General features: G+C 53.6%; 15 protein-coding genes. 10 read left to right on the top strand and 5 right to left on the bottom strand.

Features of this window, described 5'->3' with window-relative positions; translation table 11 throughout:
- Window positions 1-40: 40 nt before the first annotated feature.
- A complete protein-coding gene (locus DT070_RS02010) occupies window positions 41-943 on the bottom strand; it encodes a hypothetical protein (protein WP_153976299.1) in 903 nt (300 codons plus the stop codon).
- A gap of 270 nt (window positions 944-1,213) precedes the next feature.
- Here DT070_RS02010 and DT070_RS02005 point away from each other — a divergent pair, with 270 nt between their 5' ends.
- Window positions 1,214-2,638: an AAA family ATPase gene (locus DT070_RS02005; RefSeq protein ID WP_122953904.1), complete on the top strand. Its 1,425-nt coding sequence runs from the start codon at window positions 1,214-1,216 to the stop codon at window positions 2,636-2,638.
- 8 nt (window positions 2,639-2,646) lie between these two features.
- Window positions 2,647-3,465, top strand: coding sequence for an HNH endonuclease (locus DT070_RS21195; protein WP_153976300.1), 819 nt, complete (start codon window positions 2,647-2,649; stop codon window positions 3,463-3,465).
- 85 nt (window positions 3,466-3,550) lie between these two features.
- Here the strand turns inward: DT070_RS21195 and DT070_RS01995 are convergent, their stop codons facing one another.
- Window positions 3,551-4,522, bottom strand: a complete 972-nt coding sequence (locus DT070_RS01995; protein ID WP_122953902.1) for a 5'-nucleotidase — start codon at window positions 4,520-4,522, stop codon at window positions 3,551-3,553.
- 90 nt (window positions 4,523-4,612) lie between these two features.
- Window positions 4,613-4,873 carry a helix-turn-helix domain-containing protein gene (locus DT070_RS21735; protein WP_122957201.1) on the bottom strand — a complete coding sequence of 87 codons (261 nt, stop codon included), beginning with the start codon at window positions 4,871-4,873 and terminating at the stop codon, window positions 4,613-4,615.
- Window positions 4,874-5,095: 222 nt separating this feature from the next.
- On the opposite strand from DT070_RS21735, the gene DT070_RS01985 reads away from it, so the two are divergent.
- The 8 genes from DT070_RS01985 to DT070_RS01955 all read left to right on the top strand — a co-directional run bounded on the left by DT070_RS01985 (window position 5,096) and on the right by DT070_RS01955 (window position 12,608).
- Window positions 5,096-5,659 (top strand): hypothetical protein, encoded by a 564-nt coding sequence (locus DT070_RS01985; protein WP_122953901.1) that lies wholly within the window; start codon window positions 5,096-5,098, stop codon window positions 5,657-5,659.
- Window positions 5,660-5,733: 74 nt separating this feature from the next.
- Window positions 5,734-5,925, top strand: coding sequence for a hypothetical protein (locus DT070_RS01980; RefSeq protein ID WP_122953900.1), 192 nt, complete (start codon window positions 5,734-5,736; stop codon window positions 5,923-5,925).
- 132 nt (window positions 5,926-6,057) lie between these two features.
- On the top strand, window positions 6,058-6,468 hold the full coding sequence (locus tag DT070_RS01975) for a hypothetical protein (protein WP_122953899.1): 411 nt from the start codon (window positions 6,058-6,060) through the stop codon (window positions 6,466-6,468).
- A gap of 141 nt (window positions 6,469-6,609) precedes the next feature.
- Window positions 6,610-7,197: a hypothetical protein gene (locus tag DT070_RS01970; RefSeq protein WP_122953898.1), complete on the top strand. Its 588-nt coding sequence runs from the start codon at window positions 6,610-6,612 to the stop codon at window positions 7,195-7,197.
- Between the two features lie 169 nt (window positions 7,198-7,366).
- On the top strand, window positions 7,367-7,600 hold the full coding sequence (locus DT070_RS21190; protein ID WP_153976301.1) for a hypothetical protein: 234 nt from the start codon (window positions 7,367-7,369) through the stop codon (window positions 7,598-7,600).
- Between the two features lie 271 nt (window positions 7,601-7,871).
- Entirely contained in the window at window positions 7,872-8,291 is a 420-nt protein-coding gene (locus DT070_RS01965) for an antirestriction protein (protein ID WP_122953897.1), read from the top strand.
- A 471-nt stretch (window positions 8,292-8,762) separates the two neighbouring features.
- The gene (locus tag DT070_RS01960) at window positions 8,763-11,087 is read left to right on the top strand and encodes a PriCT-2 domain-containing protein (RefSeq protein ID WP_122953896.1); all 2,325 of its coding nucleotides are present in this window, start codon (window positions 8,763-8,765) and stop codon (window positions 11,085-11,087) included.
- A 327-nt stretch (window positions 11,088-11,414) separates the two neighbouring features.
- Window positions 11,415-12,608 carry a site-specific integrase gene (locus DT070_RS01955; RefSeq protein ID WP_122953895.1) on the top strand — a complete coding sequence of 398 codons (1,194 nt, stop codon included), beginning with the start codon at window positions 11,415-11,417 and terminating at the stop codon, window positions 12,606-12,608.
- A gap of 241 nt (window positions 12,609-12,849) precedes the next feature.
- Here DT070_RS01955 and DT070_RS01950 read toward each other — a convergent pair whose 3' ends face one another.
- Both DT070_RS01950 and DT070_RS01945 read right to left on the bottom strand, forming a co-directional pair.
- A complete protein-coding gene (locus DT070_RS01950; RefSeq protein ID WP_122953894.1) occupies window positions 12,850-13,299 on the bottom strand; it encodes a hypothetical protein in 450 nt (149 codons plus the stop codon).
- A gap of 2 nt (window positions 13,300-13,301) precedes the next feature.
- On the bottom strand, window positions 13,302-13,574 hold the full coding sequence (locus DT070_RS01945; RefSeq protein ID WP_122953893.1) for a hypothetical protein: 273 nt from the start codon (window positions 13,572-13,574) through the stop codon (window positions 13,302-13,304).
- Window positions 13,575-13,794 lie beyond the last annotated feature (220 nt).

The raw sequence follows: 13,794 nt of genomic DNA, 5'->3' as shown, positions 1-13,794 counted from the left end.
CAAGCGCAAGCGCTTAAGATCTGAGAATCTTGGCGAACACTTAAATCTGACCACCTTTTGCCCAGCCAAGCTCGCGCAATGTCAAGCCTAGGGACTGGAGTGCAAACTCAGCATCCTCTTCCACCAACGAGCGATACCCTTTACCGAGCTTGGCGCTGCTCTTGTTGCGTGTGTGCAAGATTCCTGCGATCTTCCCTAGGTTGGCTGCACAAAATTTCAGATTGGGCGCCTTTTCTAAGAGCGCTGCAGTGTCTGCTATCTCTTTGCCGATCACCGTTTCCGGAGAGCCGTTTTGTGCTAGCCAACTCGACATCACCACTTGCATGGCGTCTTTGCAGTGGTCAATAACAGAGCCCGGGGATTCCTTGAAGGCGGCGTCAACAACTCGCGAGACCGCCTGCATTACAGATGTTCTGAACCGCTCATCGATTTTCTCCCTATTGAGCTCAGGCACGATTCCGTATGCTGTCAAAGCCTTCAGTGTGACCATTACGGTTCCGTTGAACAGTGACTCGCACTGGACGATGAGCCAGGCGGATGCTCCACGGCTTGATCCAAGAGCCAACGTCAGTCCTTGCCCGTTGTTTGGCATGTTTAGCAACTCGAAACATGCCATGTAGACGTACATTGATTTTCGTCTTGCGCCGCCAATGAAGGTAGGGTCCGGTCGATCGTAGGGATGCTGCGGAACAGTGTGCGTCTCCGGCTGTGTTCCCTCCTTTTTTGAATACAGCCTGCCTCTTCGCGTGCGCGTAACAGCGTCAAACGAATCCTCGCGAAACACCCACCCGAACGTCTCCGATGGGCCGGGGAGCGACTTCCAATCTTCTGGCTTCTCGATCAACTTGGCGTGAGTGACTATTGGAAGCGGAATGGATGGAACGTCCGGCCTACCTGCTCCCTCGTAGACGAGTCCCGAATTTTGTTCGATTCCCAGATACATGTAGTCCTCCAGATTTATCAATAGGTATCGGGCCGCTCGACACTTTCCTATACGGAAGAGGCTAACCAAATTGAAGAGTGGGCCTGCTGCGCCCCTGACTGGCTTTCCCCTCTAATTGGAGGAGGCGTCTAGAAAGACCGCCTGTCACTATCTGTGACAAAGTGCTGGGGGCGCCATAGCAGTACGATCAATTTACGTTCGGCGTTGATGATATTCCGCTCTGGAGGATATCGTTGTTCTAAATCTAGTTGGAATAAGTAGGTGCAATTAATGATTGAGAAGCTGCAAACGAATGCTGGGGGATTAGAGCCCTCGCTCCGGATTACCCCTCCGAATGCATCCGCAAATTGGACCACTGTATTTATCGGGGAGAACGGAGGCAGAAAAAGCTTAGTCCTTCGCTTGATTGCGGATTCTGCGCTAGGGCGCACCAGCTATTCTTCGAATAGGGGCGGTCGCATCTCAATTGTTCCCGTGAGCGAAGGCCCGTCGCGGGTTATTGCAGTTTCTGGAACTCCATTGGATCGTTTTCCGCGATCGGGTACGACAGATTTAAAAACTCGCAAACGATCTGCTTATAAACAACAATTCGTTTACCTCGGACAGCGTGCAGCAAACGGCATGTCCGGAGTGGCGCAAAGTGAGCGTAGCCTAGTGGGCTCTCTCATCGCTAATAGGCGGCTGCTGCATGAAAGGGAGAAATTGCTGACCGATGTTTTTGGGCGGTTGGGATTGCTACCGAGGGTGCTGGTCAGATTGAAACGTGCAGAAAATTGGTCATTGCCTCATAGCCGAGCAAAGCTTCTGCGCGAGTTAAAAAACGGAATAATGAAAATTCTGGAAGGATTGCACGCTGACGGCTCGCTTTCCAGTGACGACAAGATTTTGGAGCGCGGCATAGAAACTGTCTCCTCCTCTAGCGGTATGTCCAGGCTTGTGCGCGCGCTGACATCTGTCGATGAAAGCGCCATTAGGTTATCAATCAGCACAACCAGAACTTCGGTTTACGGCGCATCACTTACGGTCTCAGACTGCGAACTTCTATTGCGTATTGGGATGCTAGAGGTTGGAAGTACAACTTTCCGAAAGTCCCCAAAAAATTCAAAGCAAGTCCCAGAAACTGCGGGAGGAGCATGGTTAAGCTCAGGGCAATGGAGCTGGCTAGGCAACTTTGCCGGGCTATGTTGTGAGTTGAGAGATGGCAGCTTGATCTTGATTGATGAGCCGGAAAATAGTCTGCATCCTGATTGGCAGCTCGAATTCGTGCCTTCGCTCGATGCAATATTGAGTCATTTTCAAGGCTGCCAGGTAGTAGTGGCCACACATTCGCCGCTGATTGCATCAGGAGTCTCGCCGGAAAAAGGCAATGTCCGTGTTTTAAGAAAAACTACTAACCGACGAGATGCAGTTGTTAGAAGTCAAGAGGTTGTTAGCACGTTTGGTTGGTCGGCAACAGACGTCTACGAGCAAGCGTTTGGTGTCAGAAATACAAGGGCGAAAAACTTCACAAAAGTTGCTGATCAGGCGTTAGAAGTCATTCGAAATGGGCAGAAAATTTCCACTGATAAAGCCGATGCGTTATGCCAGAAACTGACAGAGAAGGCTAGTCAGCTTCCTCCGTTCGATGCGCTGCGGGATGTCCTTGTGCAAATCAGTAGAGATATTAGTCGACTCAGAATTAAGGCTCCGAAATGAGCCTATTCGTGCAGATCAAATTAAGACCTCAAGATTCGAAATTACTAAAAAAAGTGCGCGCTTTAAAAGGCAACGAGTGGTCCACAGGTCAGGATGCAGTGGTCGAACTTCGAAAATTGCTTTTGCAGCTACAGAATCGCCGATGTGTGTATTGTCAATCACCGATCGAGGCCGACGGCATTGGTTACAGGGAGCTAGAGCATATTCTGCCTAAGGGGGCTTCTCGTGCTTGCAAGTTGCCTAGAGGGCATAGTGAAGATTTCGACCATAGAAGGAGCACATTCGGTTACTCTGACTTTTCTTACGAACCACTAAACCTCGCGATTTCTTGCGCCGACTGCAACAACTCAAAAGGAATGTTTGACTCTCTAATCAATAGAAAAAGAAAGCCGATTCGCTATCCGGCTGCGAAGAGATTTTTATGGTTCCATCCTCACTTCCACAAATACTCAGAGCACATTACTCTCAATGAAAATTTCACATTTACGAAAAGAACCGACGGTGGCGATTTCGTAATCCGTGCGTGCAAGCTCAACCTAGTTGAGAGTTTAGAGAAAAGATTTCTTGCGCGAGCTGTGACTAATGTCGTTCATGCAGATGGGCTTGAGCACGCGGTGGATACTATTGCCGCCAACATTCGGGGAAAGATTTATGGGATAGAGCAAGGGGCAAAAGCGCTTATCAGGCGATTCAATCTCAACATGGTTGAAGCGGAGACAGTTCTGCAAACAAAGCTAACTGACTCGGTGGACGCGGATATTAAGGTTCGTGAAGATTTACGTCGCATGTTCAGAGTGGTCAACGCAAGACCGCCTTTGAAGTCATAGATCTGGCGCGCGCAGCTTACTCGTAATCCAGCTGAACTACATAAGTAGCTCCAATGCCGAATAACAAGATGCTTGGGAAGAGCACCTACATGGTTAAGGCGTCTGCATCAGGCATCACCGATTTGGAGAGGTCTTCGTTTCTGATTCCAAACGGAATTAGGACGGAGGGTGTCGTCATGGCGGTTCCCTCGAGATGCGTAATCTGATCGTCGAAAAAGATATGCGGCTTTAGCACGTCGAGAACTCGTTTCTTCTCAATGCCTCCCATGAGAAATAGTTCAGCTGCTTCGAAGCCCCACTCGCGCAGTGTGGTGACCATGCGTTCATTTGCGGGCGCATTTCTCGCGGTAACGATGGCAACACGCAAGGCTGGAACGTAGGATGCTTCCTCAAGTGATCTCTTGGCCTCTAATTTTTGAAAAAATCCAATCTTTGTGAACAGGTCCTTTAGTGGACCTGGATCATGTGGCGTCGTGGCGTGAGTTACTTCGTGACTATGAAAATGCTCAAGCTTATTTTCTTTTGCATAGATACGTTCCGCTTCATCATTTGCAAGGACTCCATCGAAGTCGAAAGCGATCCGAAGTTCATGGTCTGTTTCATCATCTTCAGACTTAGTGGGCATTACGAGTCCAGCAGGAAATCCACGGAGAATCGCGTCCACGACATCTCCCCGATTGGCACTCAAAAAAAGCGAAGCATTAAATGCCCCGATATAAAGATGTGGCGACTCACCGGACAGAAACGCGCCGCGAGTAATGGACAGTCCATAGTGCTGGCATGAACGGAAGAACCTCTGGCCGGTGTCAGGGCTATTTCTAGATAGAACCACGACTTCAACCGGATGTTGCTCCGGATACAGCTCATTCAGACGCAACAATCGTCGGATGAAAGGAAAGGCTACTCCTCTGTTAAATGGAGTATTCAGATGCAGTAGCTGAAAACGGCGGTAGGCTTCGACGCCTTGCTCTTCAAAAACTGAATTCGCCTCGTCCATATCGAAAACAGCCCTGCTTGACACGGCAATAACAAGCTTTTTCTCAATTGGATAGGGCATAGCAGCAATCCAAATTATGAATGCAGGTTGAATGTAATTTCTTGCCTGCGCATGGGTTAGTTTGAAGGACCGGCTTGACTCGCCCCACCGCTACCCCCGGCCGGTCGCTTTGATTGACTCTAAATAACGCTCTTCAACATCCTGCATTAGTACGGCAGCCGGTATGCCAAGCGCCGCCCCAATATTGATCATTGTCGTTATCGTAGGCTGTCGCGTTCCCCGCTCCAAGCGCGACACATAAGTCCTGTCCACATCTGATCTGAACGCAAGTTCTTCCTGAGAGATACCGGCCGCCATGCGGTGCACCCGGAGTACCTCTCCGAATATCACCCCAATATCTTTGCCGTGCATGTCCGCCATGGGTTACATGCTCGTTTTGGTGTAGCCTATAGTCCACGGCCTATAGTCACGTATCAGCCGACTTAGTGCTTCTTTTGGCACCCAGAAAACTGAGAAATTTCACGTATCTATAACGAAGAAATATCTCTTCGATTTATCAAAGGAGTCAGTGCTTATGCCTATTTATCGGCAGCTACGGGGTGCATCTCCCGCCCCCACATGGGAGGAAAATCAATGAAATTGGCGTGGAAATTATTGGTCGGGCTGGGCGCCCTGTTGGTTTTCATCTCGCTCGGGATGGACACCACGGTTTCGACCGGGATGGGACGGGTGCACAACATCGGCCTTCAGAACCAGCAGCAGACGTTCCTGATCTTGGGGTGTTTCCTGTTCTTGGGCGGCATCGTTTTGTTCGCGGTCTTGAAGATGAAGCAAACGTCTGACCAGGAAGCCGCGGACAAGGCGGCGAGGGAGGCGGTACAGGCCAAGGCCAAAGAGGAGGTGCAGCTTTTGGGCTCGGAATTCTCGCGGGCCGGTCATGACCTAAAAGCAGGTTGGCTAGTTGCGTGGAGCAAAGTGCGCCGCGTGCACATCATGGTGCTGGCCGTCATCGTAGTTGGCCTGTCCATCTCTTACCCGGTTCACCTGGTCATCGACTACCCACAGGGGGTTGCAACGGAGTTCCCGACGCGCATGCTGATCGGTGCCAAAGAGCCACTGATGGTGGGCAGGCTCATCGTTGAAGTCCTGTTCGAACTTGGTTTGTTCTGGTTCTTGTGGAGTAAGGCCCGCACATAGTCAGCCTCGGCACGTTCATCCACTAACTGCCTTCGATCGTTACGGGTCGAGGGCATTGTTGTTTCTGGAGGTCCATGTTTCTGTTAACCGCCACGATGGTCGTTCTGGGCTCAGCGCTGATCTATATAGGGTCGCTGTCGATGCACCTGAGTTATCTGTCGTTTGTCCTGAAGGCGCTCGTGCTGTTCGTGCTCGCCGCATCGTTCGCAGCCGTGGGCATGTACGCACGGATTCGCCGGCTTGATCGTCGGGATGGGTGTTCATAAGCCAGACCCGCCGTCCGCTTCATCCACCCCGCACGCCCCTCGGTTTACAGCCCTGGGGCGTTTTGCTTTTCACACCAAAGGAGTCATTTGTGAAGGAAATAAATTTCGATTTGAAGAGAGAGGAGGGCGCCCATGCTGGTGCTACGTGATCCCGCAGCCATAGACGCCATTACCGATCCCGAGCTGCGAATCCTGCTGCGGCAACGATTTACCGCGCTCAGCCAGGACGGTCCATATGACTCCGATGTGTGCGGCTACTTCATCGTGGTCAGGGATGGGGACATGCCGGAGGTTCTGGATAAGCAGCTGGGTTTTCCCGTCCTGACAAATCGCTTTGACGGAAAGAGTTATGGCGAAGAAGGCTTCACGGGCTGCTGGGAAATCCTGGAGGAACACGTCAGTTGCTATGAGTTCGTCTTCGTCCTCAGCGACGACGGCTATGGGGTACTGGTCTTTGTGCCCAAGTCCGGCGCAGTTGACCCCGAGCTGTTGGCCATGTGCCGGCAATACGCGGTAAAGGCACCGGAAGGCACCGAGCGGTGACGCGCCGCCAGCCCTTGCCACAGGCCACCTACGGGTGGCTTTTGTGTTTCTCGGGCACTAACCCGGTCAGGTCCAAAGCGAGAAATCTTGTTTCTGAAATGAAGAGTCTTCTTTTATTTATTCATCAACCAAGGAGCAATTTTGTCTACCAAGAAAACTATCCCGGCCAACTCGCCGGTTCGCATCCTGAAGATCGGCACCTGTCGGACCTTGACCGGCAAGTCCAAGCTGACTTATCACGTGGGCACGCTGGGCGAGGCCGATGTGCGCTTTCGCATCTACGACAACGACGGCGGAGGGTTCTACGGGCGGGACTGGGTCGCTGCCACGGACATCCAGCGCACGCTCAGCAAGCTACCGCTCGTCACCAGTGCTTCTCTGTTTCCGCTGTTCAAGAGCAAGTCCGCCAATTCGGGGGGCTTCATGTTGGCGGTCTTGAAGCATGAGGGGCTGTTCCAGCGGTCAACCGACAACCCGCGCTGCTACGTCGCCACGGAGTCCCCGGCCTTTGTGTCCGAAATCCAGAAGCTGATCTTGGGCGGCGTGGACCTGGACCCCGACGCGGTGCCCGGCAGCAAAGCCAGAGCGGTGCGTGTCTCGCCCGGGGCCAAGCCAAAGCCGGTAAACCCGGTGAAGGCGGCGATCAAGTCACCGGCGGCCCAAGCGCCGTGGGATCGACCCGCGAAGGCGCCGGCCAAGAGCGCCAAGTCTGTAAAAACGAAGGCCTGAGGCTTAGACCACAGGAGTGCTAGTCCTTTGGTCGTGCAATGCGATCGCGGCTAACCCGTTGATTCGCAACGGATTCTGCTTTTTACCCATCTGCGGCTGGCGCAATACCGCCCGCAAACCGACCCTACTTTTTGTACCCCTTTGATTACGTTTTCAAGCAAGGAGATCGATGTCGCTGCTTCTGATTGGCGTTCTTGTCGCGACCGCTCTGCTGAGTCTGGTGTCGCAATCGCCGCGCTGGCTGGGCGGAGGAGTCGCAGTGCTGCTGTGCCTTTTCTATCCCGTCCATGCCTTCTTCCTGCTGCTCTTCGGGGCGGCAGTGTTTCTGTTCATCCATCACCACAACCGACGCAAAAGGAAATTTCACCGTGCCAATCTACAACTACCTGATACCCGCCCTTGAAGAGGTTCTGAACTGGGACCTGTCCGATGAGGCTTGCTGCCGTGCTGCGAGCGACCAGGCTGGGCTTATGGCCGGAGCCGCTGCAGATCAGGGCAACTGGTCCGGCGAGGACTGACCGGTCCTGACCTGCCCAAAACGCCGCTTTCCCCACCTTTACCGCCTTTGACCTGACCCACCCGCAGAAATGTCGGGTTCCGCCGCGTGTGGAGGCACAGCCGTGCCCGGGTTAAGCGCAAGGGCACCTCGCATCACCAACTTAAGAAAGAACCTTATGACTTCACCCGCATCCATCTTCAGCGAGCGCCTGGATGACCGCCGCCGACTGGACGTCCCGGCAAAACTGTTCGGGATCCGCTTCCCGATGTACGTCGAATCGTTTGTGTTCGACACCGCCGGCAGCCTGAGCGAGCAGTACAACGGGGGGCTGTGGCATTTCAACCTGCTCAGTAACGGCGGCTTCTATATGGCGCCAGACCAGGCCGAGCCTTTCCACGTGATCTGCGACAACGGGTTTGAGGGAGACCTTTCGGCCGATGCGTTCGGCATCACCGTCTGCCTATACGCGTACAGCATGTTGTCGTTCTCGGGTAATGAGGAGTTTGCGCAGACCTGTGCGCAGCAGTACCACTGGCTCCGTGAGTACATGGCAGAACACGCTGAGATGACCGTTATTCTGAAAGCCACCGACTGAGTCCTAGTGGGCTTTTATCATCCCAAGTACCAAAAATGCTAATCAGCATTTTATGCGGCTTTTTCTTATTGTATTGGTGAAATATCCTGCAAGACTGGTGAAAAGTAGCGAGGGGCCGCTCCAGCACTAAGTAGTGCTTGCCCACGGCATATTTCTCACTTCGGCGGAAAAGCTGGTGGACCTGAAAACCTGGAATTCTGGGAACCTGCAGAAGACGACCTGCCGCAGATTTTCAGTTTTTCACGGTCCCAGCCTCGGCAGGTAGCCGCCAACAGCGAATCCGCGCGTAGAATCCGCTCCCCCTGCTGATTACAGCAGGCAGTTTTAGCGGCTCTTTAAAAATTAACTAAACGGAAAGTCCCAAACGGGCGATTTGTGCCGGCGATATTGTGTTCCGCTGGCCAAGGCTGAATTGCGTCGGCCTCCAAAACACGGCTTTAATGCCAACCCCTCAACTTATAACAATAAATAATGATAAATAGCTTTTTAATTTCAAATATCGAAGAACCCACCTCGATCGATAACGGGGTGGTTGATTCAAAACCTCGCGATGATTCCGAATCTTTACGCGCCTTTGCGGCCGAAGCCAGCAGGCTTTTCGAGCCACTTAGTCCCTTCCCGGAAGGCGATACATCGGATATTCCCATCACGAGCTCTGGATTCGACGCTGCGACCTTGGGCACGAAGCCTGCGGTAGATTCCATTACTAATTCAAGGTTTGTCTCGGCTGTTTTTGAGACAACCCTTGATGGCGCCACTGCTGCAGTCTGCTCGAAGGCAGGAGATCCGACCGACCATAGCGGTTGGCCCGCCATGGCTGCGTTGAATGTGAATGTGCAATGCCCGCCGGGCAGGAACAATTACGTCAATTGCGCGACTGTCCGGCCTGACCCCGACGGGACCATTAGAGCCCGCAAGGCGAACTTTGCCTCCTATCAGGTCACGGTACTGGACGACATTGGCACCAAAGTACCCTTTCGGGATATCGTCGGGCTAAAGCCGTCGTGGATCATCGAAACTAGCCGCGGCAATTACCAAGTCGGGATCATCCACGACGTACCGCTGCAAGATCTGGCCCTGATTGAGCGATTCCAAAAGGCGCTCAAAACCAGAAACTTGTCTGATGGTGATGCACTGAATGGAAGCACTCGCTGGGTGAGGCTGCCGGTCGCTGTGAACGGAAAGGCCAAGCATTGCGACGCCGCCGGTGCTCCTTTTCAGTGCCAGCTGATCACTTGGAATCCCGAACGCCGATATTCGATAGATCAAATCGTCAAGATGCTGTCAATCGAGGCAGAGTTTGCGGCCTCGGTCAATCAGGTAACCCCACAGTTCCAACGTGAAACCGCTGATGAAAACTCAACGGAAGTGCTGGCAATGCTGTTGGACTTCATCGACCCGAATTGCGGTTATCGCGATTGGGCAAATGCCCTTATGGCAGTTCACAACGAAACAGGCGGCAGCGATGAAGGGCTGGATCTGGTGGATGCCTGGAGCAGTGGCGGTAGGGGATATCCGGGACGCAGCACCATGGAGGCGAAGTGGCGGTCGTTCCGGGGCGGCGCAGCAAATCCCTTGACCATAGGTACGCTCATCAAGATGGCCAAGGATGCAGGCGATTCCGACCTTGAGTACATCGATGCCCTGGCCAAAGGGTTCATACCTTGCGAAATGGAGGTGATTGCCCCGGGCAAAAGCCTGAAGCTTGATGCCCCGATAACTCCCCCGCCGCTAGTCCCGATTGATTCTGCGCCTGTGGTGCCTGTAGCTCCCGCACCGGCAGTGCAGCCTAAGAGACACCCGCTCGAGAAGTTTTCGTTACGCGGCCAAAGCGCTGAACTGAGGAAGCGTTCTCTGGGCGAGCGGCCGATCTTGGGCGAAATTGGTATTCAAGGCCAGTTGCTGGTGATTTACGCCGCGCCGAATACCGGAAAGACCTTGATTACCTTCAGTCTCTTATGGGAGAGCATCCAGAGGGGGCGCATCAACCCGGACAGGCTTTTCTATCTCAACATGGACGATAACAGTACAGGGCTGGCGGAGAAAAGTCGCATCGCTGACGATTCGGGATTTCATATGCTGGTCGACGGCTATGAAGGGTTCAAAGCCCATGATCTTGAGGCCCTTGTGAGGGACATGGTGGCAAAGCGCACTATCGACGGCGCCGTTATCGTCCTGGACACCATGAAAAAATTCGTGAATGTCATGGACAAGAAGGACTGCAGCCGATTTGCCAGCGCAATGCGCACCTTCGCAATGCAGGGAGGCACCCTTATTGCCCTTGCGCACGTGAACAAGAATCCAGGAGCAGACGGCCAAAGGGTCTTTGCGGGCACGACAGATATCGTTGACGACTTCGACAACGCATACATGCTTACGCAGGTCGCGGTCGCAGAAGGCGTCAAGACTGTGGAGTTCAAGAACATCAAGCGGCGCGGCAATAACCCGGAAAGGGCGGGCTACAGTTACTCGATTGAGCGCCAGGCGCGATACGAGGACGTGTTGCTCACCGTGAAAGAGATCGATTTGATGGACTTGGACCCTATCAAGCAAGCTGCGGCTTTGGTGGCTGATGAGGTGCTCATCAAGATGGTCGAAGGCCAAATAATGGCCGGGGTGGTCAAGCGGATGGAGTTGATTAAGGGCGTTTCGGACCTTTGCGGCGCATCTCGGGCGAATGTCTCCGGTATTGTTACCCGCTACACGGGCGGGGATCCCACTATGCACAGGTGGAACTACAAGACCGGGGCCCGGGGTGCCCATCTCTTTGAGCTGCTGGATCGACCGGCAACCTGAAATTCTGCCAATCTGACGGCGTGACGCAAAGTCCGCTGCATCAAAGCCAGCCTGCCGCAGTTTTCCAGATCTAGCTATTCAGTCGGGCCGGCCAAGGGCCCCGGTGACTCTAGCGCTGGAAATTGCTGGCTGGGCTGTCTATTTTCTCCCACCGCTAGTGAGCTGTGACTGTTTGGGTCGCGGCTTAGCTGTGCCCGCTTATCTAGTAAAGGAGCCCTGAAGTGACTTTTCGTCGAGTGCCCGATCGGTGCGCTTGCATTGACCATTTAACGAACCTGGGCGGATGGCGTTTTGCCGTCTGTCCGCTCGAGAGCAAAAAGGAGAACCATGGCAATCATCGAAAAATTAGACCAGGCATTTGTCGACAGCAGCCTCCAATGCCCGCCCGGCCAGCGCCGTGTGGAGTTGGTGGACCCGCTACGCAGCGGCCTTTACATCGAAGTGCGCGCCACCAGTCCCGGCCAGGGCACCTACTACCTGCGTTACAAGGACGCCGGCAGCAAGACCTGCCACCAGAAAATCGGGCGCACCACTGACATGACCCTGGCAGACGCCCGCAAACAGGCCAAGAACCTGAGGGCGTCGATCACGATGGGAGCGGACCCACGCGGCGAACTCAAGGCCCAGAAGTCAGTACCCACTATGGCGACGTTCTTCAGGGATTCTTATCTCCCTTATGCCAAGCTGCACAAGCGGTCCTGGAAAAAGGACGAGGGCCTGTTCAACAATTACATTCAAGGGGCCTTTGGCGATAAACGGCTGAACGAGCTGCGCAGGCAGGATGTACAGGAATTCCATGGGCGTATATTGACCCGAGGCTTGGCGCCCGCAACGGCCGATCACGTGGTTAAACTCATACGCCAGATGTTGAATCGTGCGGTGGAGTGGGATGTGATCCCGATGAGCCCGATCGTGCGCATCAAACTGTTCAACGCCGACAACAGGCTGGAGAACTACCTGACGCCACAGGAGCTGGAGCGGCTGCTGACGGTGTTTCGCACCGATGAGAATCGCACGGTCTGCAATGTCGCGCTTTTTCTGCTGTGCACGGGTGCTCGCCTCAATGAAGCGCTGGCCGCGACATGGGACCAGATCGACTTCCAAACTCGAGTCTGGCGTATCGCGGCGGCCACCAGCAAGAGCAAGCGGGTCAGGTCGGTGCCGCTCAACGACAGCGCAATCGAGCTGCTCGAGATGCTCAAGGGAGAAAACCCGGATCGTACGTCACCGCACCTGTTCATCAGCGGCAGGACGGGCGAGCACCTGCAAAACATCCACAAGGTGTGGGCCAGGTTGCGCGTGAAGGCGGGGCTACCGAAGCTGAGGCTGCACGATCTGCGACATCAGTATGCGTCTTTCCTGGTCAACAGCGGCCGTAGCCTTTATGAGGTGCAGAAGATCTTGGGCCACTCCAGCCATTCCGTGACGGAACGCTACGCCCACTTGAGCTCGAAGTCTTTGATGGATGCGGCGAACAGTGCCTCGGCGATGATTCGCGGGGCGAGTTCAGCGCAGAGGTAACCCTCCTTGAGCGGTGCTCTATAGCTGCCTACGAGCGGCATTGCTACGACCTACGCCTCGGTGCCCTAACGGGTGCCGGGGTTCTTATTGCTTTTTTTTTGTTCCCCGGCGCCTTGAGTCAACCCTTCGAAGTTACCCGGGGTGAGCGAGTCCTGGAAGGTGAACTAGCTCTTTTGGATCACCGGTCTTTCTTTATGGAGTGGGCCAAGCCTACATCAGCTGCGCGCAGGTTTCTAAATCCTTATCGTCTCTGCCCGCTGGCGCATTTATGCGCTGCGTCATCCTGCAAAAGATCTAGCCTAGTGAAATGCTGGTCAATTACTAAATCTGCATTAAAAGTTTCTGAAATGTCTTTGCCTGATGTTTCATCGTCAAACGGCTCGTGGTGGAAATAGAAGCCGCAATGACGTGTGCAAAACTCGGTATATGGGCGTGTATAAAGGATGAATTCATGCCAGAAAATATCGATAGCTTTGGTTGGTGCCAGATTCAGCTGCAAGTGAACCGCTAACGCAAAGAACCTCAAGAACTGCACCCTATAGGTATCAGCTAGATCGATTGACACGCCTTTCTCTCGTACCACGCGTTTTACATAACGCCCCATTTCTTCTTGGGAGAGCTTTGAGAGTATGGCGATGAATTGCTTATCGGCCGAAAGCGTCGAGGTTGTGCGTAGCCCGAGAGGAAGCATGGTCAGCTCTTTGCTGGCTTTCTGCAATAGAACCCACAATCACCGGGTAGCTTGTGATACTCGGGAAGCGGTCCATCCATTCGGCTCTGGATAGTCTCTACTATTGCGGAAGCAAGGTGACCGATGTTTACGGCTTTGGCGCGTGCAAGTAGAAATGGATCCTTAGACATCTCATAGCTGCTATCTGGGATTTCTTTAACCAACTGCGCCGCCACTAAAACGGCCGAGTTGAGGGAGCTTCCGTCGATGCGGTCGGCTAATTTTTTCTCTTCCATATTTTTACCTTGTGCAGGATTGATTACGATCCAATCGTGACATGAAAGAGTGTTTGGCGCCTCCTTCGATTGGAGGGGCAGCGATATGTTGTTAAGTTTTCCCGAGGGATAAGAGCGTGATCGAAGGCGCTCATCGGGTATCAGCGCGTTCTTCAATCCGGTGGTCGATTGATTCCTAGCCAACGACCTTGCGGCTTCATGCGTCGATGATGGCCGGAAG

Origin of the sequence: Polaromonas sp. SP1 (assembly GCF_003711205.1) — a bacterium.
Lineage (GTDB): Bacteria > Pseudomonadota > Gammaproteobacteria > Burkholderiales > Burkholderiaceae_C > Polaromonas.
Note: the sequence above shows the minus strand (reverse complement) of the source record. Positions and strands in the feature narration are given on the sequence as shown.